Origin of the sequence: Streptomyces sp. MUM 203J (assembly GCF_022414595.1) — a bacterium.
Taxonomy (GTDB): domain Bacteria; phylum Actinomycetota; class Actinomycetes; order Streptomycetales; family Streptomycetaceae; genus Streptomyces.
Map to the genome: position 1 here is coordinate 86,005 of NZ_JADWYO010000017.1, position 8,925 is coordinate 94,929.

Annotated in this window: 8 protein-coding genes and 1 pseudogene; 3 read left to right on the forward strand and 6 right to left on the reverse strand. The window is 74.1% G+C overall.

From position 1 onward, the window contains the following. Nucleotides 1-22 precede the first annotated feature (22 nt). The gene (locus I3F58_RS12235) at nt 23-1,438 is read right to left on the reverse strand and encodes a HAMP domain-containing sensor histidine kinase (RefSeq protein WP_240108367.1); all 1,416 of its coding nucleotides are present in this window, start codon (nt 1,436-1,438) and stop codon (nt 23-25) included. Then, nucleotides 1,435-2,142: a response regulator transcription factor gene (locus tag I3F58_RS12240; RefSeq protein WP_240108368.1), complete on the reverse strand. Its 708-nt coding sequence runs from the start codon at nt 2,140-2,142 to the stop codon at nt 1,435-1,437. Before I3F58_RS12240 ends, I3F58_RS12235 begins: the two co-directional genes overlap by 4 nt. Before the next feature lie 86 nt (nt 2,143-2,228). Between I3F58_RS12240 and I3F58_RS12245 the strand changes: the two genes are divergently transcribed. Beyond that, nucleotides 2,229-2,807 carry a hypothetical protein gene (locus I3F58_RS12245; protein WP_240108369.1) on the forward strand — a complete coding sequence of 193 codons (579 nt, stop codon included), beginning with the start codon at nt 2,229-2,231 and terminating at the stop codon, nt 2,805-2,807. Here I3F58_RS12245 and I3F58_RS12250 read toward each other — a convergent pair whose 3' ends face one another. Both I3F58_RS12250 and I3F58_RS12255 read right to left on the reverse strand, forming a co-directional pair. Next, a complete protein-coding gene (locus tag I3F58_RS12250; protein WP_275678441.1) occupies nt 2,808-3,629 on the reverse strand; it encodes a fused MFS/spermidine synthase in 822 nt (273 codons plus the stop codon). 159 nt (nt 3,630-3,788) lie between these two features. Beyond that, a pseudogene (locus I3F58_RS12255) lies at nt 3,789-4,190 on the reverse strand (NUDIX domain-containing protein); the annotation flags it as partial. Nucleotides 4,191-4,261: 71 nt separating this feature from the next. Between I3F58_RS12255 and I3F58_RS12260 the strand changes: the two are divergent. Both I3F58_RS12260 and I3F58_RS12265 read left to right on the forward strand, forming a co-directional pair. Next, on the forward strand, nt 4,262-5,476 hold the full coding sequence (locus I3F58_RS12260; RefSeq protein WP_240108370.1) for a helix-turn-helix domain-containing protein: 1,215 nt from the start codon (nt 4,262-4,264) through the stop codon (nt 5,474-5,476). A 61-nt stretch (nt 5,477-5,537) separates the two neighbouring features. After that, complete coding sequence (locus I3F58_RS12265) at nt 5,538-5,738, forward strand: hypothetical protein (RefSeq protein WP_240108371.1); 201 nt, start codon at nt 5,538-5,540, stop codon at nt 5,736-5,738. 191 nt (nt 5,739-5,929) lie between these two features. Here the strand turns inward: I3F58_RS12265 and I3F58_RS12270 are convergent, their stop codons facing one another. Both I3F58_RS12270 and I3F58_RS12275 read right to left on the reverse strand, forming a co-directional pair. After that, nucleotides 5,930-7,273, reverse strand: coding sequence for an AAA domain-containing protein (locus tag I3F58_RS12270; RefSeq protein WP_240108372.1), 1,344 nt, complete (start codon nt 7,271-7,273; stop codon nt 5,930-5,932). Next, a complete protein-coding gene (locus tag I3F58_RS12275) occupies nt 7,270-8,862 on the reverse strand; it encodes a hypothetical protein (protein WP_240108373.1) in 1,593 nt (530 codons plus the stop codon). Before I3F58_RS12275 ends, I3F58_RS12270 begins: the two co-directional genes overlap by 4 nt. Nucleotides 8,863-8,925 lie beyond the last annotated feature (63 nt).

The window sequence follows — 8,925 nt, forward strand, 5'->3', positions numbered from 1 at the left end:
TTAAGGAACGCATCGGCAGCCGTTAAGAAGTCTCCCGCACCACCTGCCGCCCCCGGCGGCCCACGCGGCGGGCGCCCCTGCCGGAGCGGCGCCCCACACCCGTACCACCGGACCGGCGCCCGTCGTCGAGGCCGAGCCAGACCCGAACCTCCGTGCCGCCCAGCACGGAGCGGCCGAGCCGTACGTCCCCGCCCGTGGACTCCGCGACGCGGCGCACGATGTCCAGGCCGAGGCCGGTGGAGCCGGTGCGCTCCCCGCCGTTGCCCCGGGTGAGGGCGGCCTCGGGGTCCTCGATGCCGGGACCGGCGTCCGAGACGAGCACGATGACGGCGTCCTCGCCGTTGTGGACGTCCACCGAGAAGGCGGTGCCCTCCGGAGTGTGCCGGAACACGTTGCCGAGCAACGCGTCGAGCGCGGCGACGAGTTCGGGGCGGGCCACCGGGATGCGGACCGGGCGGTCGACCCCGGCGAGCCGCACCTTGCGGTCCTCGTCCTCCGCGAGCGCCGACCAGAACGCCATGCGCTCCCGTACGACCTCCGAGACGTCGCACCCGGACCCCGGCCCCACCGCCTGCGTCTGGGGCTTCGCCTCGCGGGCCGTCCGGATGATGGTGTCGACCTCCCGTTCGAGCTGCTCGACGGCGGCACGGGTCTGGTCGGCGGCCGGGCCCTCCCCGAGCGAGGCGGCGTTGAGACGCAGGACGGTGAGCGGGGTGCGCAGGCGGTGGGAGAGGTCGGCGGCCAGTTCGCGCTCGTTGGCGAGGAGCTGGACGACCTGGTCGGCCATGGAGTTGAACGCGACGGCGGCGGACCTGAGTTCGGCGGGGCCCTCTTCCCGCACCCGGGCGCCGAGCTTTCCGTCGCCCAGGTCGCGGGCGGCACGGGCGAGGCGCTGGGCGGGCAGCACCATCCGGACGCCCAGCCGGTCGGCCACGGCGACGGAGCCGACGATCAGGGCGGCGGCGACGGCGGCCAGGGTCAGCCACGCGGTCGCGAGGCCGTTGGTCAGCTCGCCCTCGGGGACGTACACCTCGACGATGGCGATCTGGCCGGTGCCGAGAGCGGTCGGCTGGAGCAGCACGGAGCCGCCGTCGACTTCGGTGATGGCGGCACGCGGGACGCGCCGTACGGTCTCCAGGTCTGCGTCGGGGGCGCGCCCGGTGCCGATCTCCAGTGGCTCCGGCCGCCCCGGCGGCGCGGGGATGTGGACGGCCATGCGCCCGTCGGCGCCCGACTGGGTGGAGGCGACGGCCCGTTCGAGGGCGGCGCGGTCGGTGGTGATGGAGAGGGTCGGGCCGATGGCGGCGGCCTGCCGCTCGGCGTTGCCGAAGGCCCGGTCGCGGGCCAGTTCCTTGATGACCAGTCCCAGCGGCACGGCGAAGGCGAGCACGACCATGACGGTGACGGCCAGCGCGACCTTGACGAGCGCCCATCTCATGGGCGGGGCTCCTGAGGCGGCTCCAGCTTCACACCCACACCCCTCAGCGTGTGCAGATAGCGCGGCTTGGCGGCCGTCTCGCCCAGTTTGCGGCGCAGCCAGGACAGATGGACGTCGATGGTCTGGTCGTCGCCGTACGCCTGCTGCCACACCTCCGCGAGAAGCTCCCGGCGCGGCACGACGACACCGGGACGGCCGGCGAGGTAGGCGAGCAGATCGAACTCACGGCGAGTCAGATCCAGCGGTCTGGCGTCGAGTTCGGCCTGGCGGCGCAGCGGGTCGATGGCGAGCCCGCCGACCCGGAGCACCGTGCTGTACGGCAGTTCCCCGGCCGAACCGGCGGCTCGCGCCCGGCGCAGGACGGCGGCGATGCGGGCCGACAGGTGTTCCACGGAGAACGGCTTGGTGAGGTAGTCGTCGGCGCCCTCGTTGAGGAGCCGTACGATCTCGGCCTCGTCGTCCCGGGCGGTGGCGATGATCACCGGTACGTCGGTGATGCCGCGCAGCATCTTGAGCGCCTCCGCCCCGTCGAGATCGGGCAGACCGAGGTCCAGGATGACGACGTCGAAGCGGAGATGGGCCACCTCGCGCAGCGCCTCCAGGGCCGTGCCGACGCTCCGTACGGTGTGGGAGGCCTCGGTCAGGTGCCGGATCAGGGCGGAGCGCACGAACTGGTCGTCCTCGACCACGAGCACACTTGCCATGGGCGGCACCGTACGCCATGAGGCGGAATGAGGGGGACCGGTGTTGACGCCGGGGCGGCTGGTGTACGGGATACCGGTGGTGCACTATGGCCCGGATGCACAGAGGACTCGTCCATGCCCTGGCGTGGTCGCTCGCCACGGGCGCGGCGGTCACTCTGTCGTGGTGGGGCGTGCACACGGTGATGGCCGGGACGGTGTACGACCGCCCCGCGGCGGTCCCGCTGGCGAGGGTGACGGAGAGCCCGGCGCCGGTGGCTTCGTCGACGTGGCGCCCGAGGCCGAGGACGCCGGTACCGTCGCTCTCCGCGTCGCCCTCTTCTCCGGAGCCGTCCACGTCGGCGCCGGGCCCGGGCGCGGGCTCAGGTTCGGGCGGCCCCCGCACGTCCCCGTCCCCTTCGGCACCCCCCTCCCCCGCCCCGTCCGCCCCGCCCCCCGCCGGTTCGGTCAAGAGTTACGTCGTGGACGGCGGCCGGGTCGCCTTCGACATCAGGGACGACTCGGCGGAACTGGTCTCGGCCACGCCCGCGTCGGGCTGGCAGATGCAGGTGTGGACCCAGGAGACCTGGATCCGGGTGACGTTCACCCGGACCGGCCGCGAGGTCTCGGTGTTCTGCGTCTGGCACGACACGGCCCCGCGCGTGGAGATCGACGAGCGGGACACCTAGTCAGTCGAACGTCGACGGCGGCGGTAGGGGAGAGTCCGCGGCGTTCGCGTCGGTGACGGGCGCCGCCCCGCCGGCGAAGTCGGTGAGCCCCCGGCCGTGTTCGACCCGCCCGGGGTGCGGGTCGGTGGCGACCCGACGGGTCAGTTCGGCCACGGGGAGCGGGGTGTCGGAGCCGACGAGGACGGCGTTGCCGAAGCGGCGGCCGCGCAGGACGGCGGGGTCGGCGGCGAGGGCCAGCTCGGGGAAGACGGGGGCGGCGGTGGCGATCTGACCGCGCAGGAAGACGAGCGGGGGGCCGTCGGTGAGGTTCGCGGCGTACGTCCCGCCGGGCTTCAGGACGCGGCGTACCTCGGTGAGGAACTCGGTGCTGGTGAGGTGGGCGGGGGTGCGGGCGCCGGTGAACACGTCCGCGATGACGAGGTCGGCCCAGGCGTCGGGCAGCTTGCCGAGCCCGGCGCGGGCGTCGCCGCCGCGGACGCGGATGCGGGCGCCGGGGTCGAGGGGCAGGGCCTGGCGGACGAACTGCACCAGTGGGGTGTCGATCTCGACCACCTGCTGCGTGGAGCGAGGGCGGGTCGCGGCGACGTACCGGGCGAGGGTGAGCGCGCCGCCACCGAGGTGCAGGGCGTGCACGGGGCGCCCGGCGGGCGCGGCGAGGTCGATGACGTGGCCGAGGCGGCGCTGGTAGGCGAAGTCCAGGTGCGTGGGGTCGTCGAGGTCGACGTGCGACTGCGGGGCGCGGTCGATGAGCAGGGTCCAGGCGTTGGACCGGTCCCGGTCAGGAACCAGCTCCGCGACCCCGCCGTCGACGGTCGCGGCCAGTGTCTCCGGGCCCGCGCCCCGGCTGCGCTTCTGCTTGCCCTTTGCCACGGGGTCATTATCCGCGGCTTCCCGAACCTGGGGGCTCCGACCCCAGCCCAGATAGGGCGTCGGGCGGTGCTCCAGGAAGTGGCGGATCCGTAGCCGCTGGGTGTGGTGCATGGGCAGTGAGTCGAGCTCCCCGGCCTCCACGAAACGGAGTTCCGTGCTCTCCTCCGAGATGGCCAGGTTGCCATCGACGACGCGGGCGGTGAAGCAGACGTTTAACTGCCGACGTACCTCACCGTCGCTGTACGCGATGATGTGGCGCGGGTCGGTGTACGTGCCGACGAGCCCCGTGATCTCGACGTCGAGCCCGGTCTCCTCCTTGACCTCCCGCACGGCCGTACCCGGCAGGGAGTCCCCCATGTCCATCGCACCACCGGGCAGTGCCCACAGGTCGTTGTCCCTACGCCGCTGGAGGAGGATGCGGCCGCTCTCGTAGGTGACCACGGCGGACGCCGCCACGACCAGGCTGTTCGGCTCCGGGGCGTTCGGGTCGTCGTAGTACTCGGTTCGGGCCATGCGCTCACTCTTCCACGGGGCCACAGTCAAGTCGCTGTCGCCGTGGTCGGCGTGGGCGTAGCGTCTTGGGCATGGCTACCGAGCACCTTGGCGATCGCATGGGAAGGCTGCGGCGCCTTGCGGGTCTCACGCAGGAGGGACTGGCCGAACGCTCCGGCGTCTCCGTGGACGTGATCCGGAAGCTGGAGCAGCACCGGAAGCACAGTGCCCGGCTGCCGACCCTGCACGCGCTGGCCAAGGGGCTCGGGGCGGAACTGACGGCCCTCCTGGGGGATCCGCCGGGTGTGCCGTCCAGCGGTGAGACCGAACCGCCTCAACTGGTCGCTGTGCGACGGGCGATCATGCCGCCGCTGTTCGCACCTCCTGCCGAGCCCACGGGCGTGGAACACCTGTCCCTGCCCCTTCTGCGCGCCGAACTGGCCGACGGGTGGACGCTGTACCACTCGGCGGGCTTCGGCCGTCTCATGGAGGCGCTGCCCGGCATCATCACCGACGCCCGTCTGCTCGCGGCGGTGGGCGACGCGGAGCAGCGTGCGGCGGGGCAGGCCGCACTCGGCAAGGCGCTGCAACTGGGCGGGCACCTCGCCATCCGCCTCGGCAAGACCGACCTCGCGCTGTCGGCCCTGGAGCGCGCGTACGCGGCGGCCGGGCAGTCCTCGGACCCGCTGCTGGCCCCGATGGTGTCGAACTCGGTCGCCTGGGCGTACCAGCGGCAGGCCCGCCTGGACGATGCCCGCAACCTGGCCGTACACGCCGCGGACGGGGTGGAACGGGAGTGCACCGGGACGGCGGAGGGGGTCAGGGTGTGGGGCGGTCTGCTGATGTCCGCCGCCACCTCCTACGCGCGCAGCGACGACTACGAGACGGCCAACGTCATGATGGTGGAGGCGGAGAAGGCCGCCGGCCGTCTGGCCACGCTGCCGCCGCCCGCCGAGGGCCGACTGGTGTCGGTGTTCAGCCGGTCGTCGGTACGGATCGAGCGGGTGCGGCTCGCGGTCCAGCACGAGCGCCCCGAGGAGGCCCTGGCGCTGGCCAAGGGCATAAGGCTCAGCAGGGACACCCCGCCCTCGTGGCGCACCTGGCTGCTGCTGGACGTGGCACGCGCCCACACCGACATGGGGGACGCGCCCGGAGCCGTACGAGCCCTCCAGAGCCTGCGCCGCGTCGCCCCGGGCTGGATGCGCCACCACACGCTCGCGGTTGCCATCGTCAGCGACCTGTGGAACGGCCCCACGCGCCCGCCGGGACTGCGCAAACTCGCGGAGTTCCTGGGGGGCGCCCATTAGCGCGCCAGACTAGGACGTTCCGTCCCTGTAGCCCTCCGTCGTACGGCAGCACGATCCATGTATGACCACGGAACCCACGCGCTACAGCGCACCCCCGGTTGAACTGCCGCTGCGACTGGGCCTGGAACCGACCCCGGTCGCAGGATGCCCCGGCTGCACCGAACTCGCCGCCGTCCGGGACCGTGCCCGTGTCGGGGGCGACTTCACGACGGTCTCCGACTGCAACGTCCTGCTGCGGCGGCACCCGGAGGCGCACCGGTGATCCCCCGCGACGGCGGGCGCACCGCTGGGGACACCGGGCGGCCGTTGCTGACGCTGCGGGTGTCACGGGACAGCGGGCGTACGTGGGGCCCTCAGAAGGTCATCCGCAGCACTGAGGACCTGGCGCCGATGCTGTCCTCGGCCTGGCCCCTCTGCCGGTGCCCGAAGTGCGGCAAGCACGCGTAGCGCGCCTCACGGCCGCCATCGCACCCGGTGTTCCTCCAGGTGGGACAGCACCGTGTGGTTCGCCTCCCAGCCGTCCGGGAACTTCACGGTCACGCCCAGCTGGACCGGCTCGGTCGAGGGGTGTTCGTCCAGCAGATCCGTCACGCCCTCGCGGCAGACGACGACGCACGCGTGGCGGTGCCGGGAGGCGAGCACGCACAGGCGGCCCGTCTCCAGGTGGAAGGCCGTCGCGTCCGGGCGGCCCGACAGGGGATGCAGGACGACCGTCACGTCGTACTCGCGGCCCTGCAGCCGGTTCGCCGTGTCCACGGTCACGCCGGGCGGGACGCCCAGTTCGTGCAGCGCCGCCCGCACCGCCGCCGCCTGGTCGCGGTGTGCCGTGCCGACGGCCACCCGGTCTGGGCCCAGCGGCACCGGCCGCTCCGACCGCTCGCTCACCGCAGCCGCTCCCCTGTCCAGCAGCCTGCGCACCACCAGCGCACACGCGTGTACCGCCTCGGGGTCCGTACGGGGCGTGCGGCGGGCCGGCAGTTCCAGCAGGCCCCAGCCGGAGGCCGCCGCCTCGTCCAGCACCCGGTCCGGTGCCGAGCCGTCGGAGGCGGCACCGAAGGACAGCCGCCGGTCCTGAGGGCCGGTACCCGCGCGGAACGGCGTGTACGGGTAGAAGGCGTCCGACACCAGCCGCGCCGCCGACGCGGGCAGCCGCCACGACACCGGCAGCCGGTGCTGCGGCAGCTCGGGGTTGTGGGCGAGCAGCGTCGACACCGCGCTGGCCGAAGGGTCGTAGGACACGCCCGCCCACTGGTCGGCCGTCACCACGGAGAACGGGTCCAGCTGCCCCGGGTCGCCCACGAACAGCGCCCGCTCGAACAGGCCCGCCACCGCCAGCAGCGCGTCCGAGCGCATCTGGTACGCCTCGTCCACGATCGCGTGCCGCCAGGGCTCGGCGCCCTTCACATACGCCCACTTCTTGGCCGTCGACAGCACGACCGGAAGGCCCGCCAGGTCCGCCGCCTTCGTCGACTTCCGTACCGCGTCCAGCGCGTCGAGCGCCTTGTCGTACGGGTCGCTGTCGCTGGAGTGCAGGCGGCCCACCTCCAGATCCGGCTGCTTCTCCGCGAGCCGCAGCACCAGGTCGTCGACCTGCGCGTTCGTCTGCGCCACCACCATCAGGGGGCGCCCGGCCGCCGCCAGCTCCAGGGCCGCGCGGACCACCAGTGTCGACTTGCCCGCGCCGGGCGGGGAGTCCACGACCACGCCCCGGGCGTCCCCGTGCAGGGTGCTCTCCAGGATCCGGGCCGTGGCGCGGGCCGCCTCCGCCGCCGGGTCGAAAGCCGTCGTCGCCGTCACAGGAAGTCCTCCGGGGTGACCGGGTCGGGGGTCGCGGCCTCGTCCGCGCGCGGTGGACCGCCGTGGGTCCACGGGGTCTCCTCCGGGTCCGGCAGCTTCGGGCCCGTCCGCTGGTCGTGTTCGAACAGCGTCCAGGCGATCCGGTCGCCCTTCTGCGGCACGGACCCCTCCGCCGGCTCCCGCGAACGGCCCATCCGGTCCAGCACCCGAAGTACCAGCACGCCGCCTTCTTCCTCGTACCGGACGAACTCCGCGCTCTGCGGCCTGCCTTCCAGCGACCGGTACGCCTTCACGCCCTCGCCCAGGTGCGGCGCGTCGTCCGTCCGTACGGTCAGCAGGGGGCGCGGCGACGGGCGCTTCGTCTCCGTCCAGGTCATCTCCACGTCCAGCACCTCCGCCAGGAACGCCTCGCCCGCGAGCCGCCGCCCGGCCATCACCAGCGGGTCGTCCAGGGCCTCCTGCGCCTCCAGCTGGGCCTGCGCGGTCTCGCGCGCCGCCAGCTTCTGCGCGGCGGTGACCGCGTCGTCCCGGCGGGGCTGCGGGGGCTCGCCCGCACGCACGCGGTCGCGGTGCCCGGTGAACGACCAGCGGTCGCGCGTCCAGCGGTCCGCGACCCGCGCACCGGACGGCAGGTCCCCCACGAGACGGAGCGCCTGCCAGACCGCGTCCCAGGTCGGCCTCATCTGGGTCAGCAGCAGACGGCGGATCTCGCCCTCCGCGCGGTGCAGCTCGCCCAGTCGCAGGTCCGCCGCCTCCCCGTCCTCGGCGGCGGCCAGCGCCTGGCGGGCCCGGTCGTACCGCTCGATCGCCGGAGCCAGCAGCCGGTTGTCGAACGCCGGGTCCGTCGCGGGACCCGCGGGCGGGCACAGCAGCTGCCCGTCCCGGTCCCGGCCCAGCTCCGCCCGCAGCGCCGCAGCCTCGCCCGCCTCTCCGAGCGGCGGGTCGACCCACGCCAGGAGCGCGCCCAGGTGCTGGTCCTCCAGCGAGGACTGGCCGGTCGCCCAGTGCCGGTTCAGCAGGTCCGTCGCCGCGACCAGCAGCGACGCGCCCGGGACCCGGGCCCGCTCCCCGTAGTGGGTCAGCCACCTGCCCAGCAGCGGCACGCGCGGCGGAGCGGGGAACGGGGTCTCCGGGTCCTGCTCGGCGGTCCGCCGGAACCGCGTCGACCGTCCCAGGAGCCGTACGTACTCCACACCCGCCCGGTTCGGCACGACGATCTGCGGCGCGTCCGCGCACAGGTCGACGGCGACCTTCACCTTCTTGCCGGTCTCCGGGTCGGTCTCCGACCGCTCGGCCTCCTCGACCCTGTCCGTGTACGCGTCGATGTACGGAAGCACCGCCTCCGCCAGCTCCGCCAGGAACGTGAACCGCAGGTCACGGTCGCGCGGCTGCGGTACGGCGAGGAGCCGCGGCTCCTCCGGGTCCGTCCCCACCAGGGCGCCGAGCGGCGCGCCCGCCTCGCCCGCCGTCGTCAGCGGCACCAGAACCAGGGGACGCTCCGCCACATGCCGGTGCCGCACCGTGGCCAGCGGCCGCGCCCGCCCCGCCTCCACGGCCTCCAGGCGCGCGAGCGTCGAGATCAGCGACATGCCCCGGCCTCCTCCGCCCCGGCCGGGCCCCGACGGCCCGCCGCCCGGCCCGCGCCTGCGGGG

Coding starts and splice junctions, on each gene's coding strand:
- I3F58_RS12235 (WP_240108367.1), bottom strand. CDS start 1,438: ATGAGATGGGCGCTCGTCAAGGTCGCGCTGGCCGTCACCGTCATGGTC.
- I3F58_RS12240 (WP_240108368.1), bottom strand. CDS start 2,142: ATGGCAAGTGTGCTCGTGGTCGAGGACGACCAGTTCGTGCGCTCCGCC.
- I3F58_RS12245 (WP_240108369.1), top strand. CDS start 2,229: ATGGCCCGGATGCACAGAGGACTCGTCCATGCCCTGGCGTGGTCGCTC.
- I3F58_RS12260 (WP_240108370.1), top strand. CDS start 4,262: ATGGCTACCGAGCACCTTGGCGATCGCATGGGAAGGCTGCGGCGCCTT.
- I3F58_RS12265 (WP_240108371.1), top strand. CDS start 5,538: ATGACCACGGAACCCACGCGCTACAGCGCACCCCCGGTTGAACTGCCG.
- I3F58_RS12275 (WP_240108373.1), bottom strand. CDS start 8,862: ATGTCGCTGATCTCGACGCTCGCGCGCCTGGAGGCCGTGGAGGCGGGG.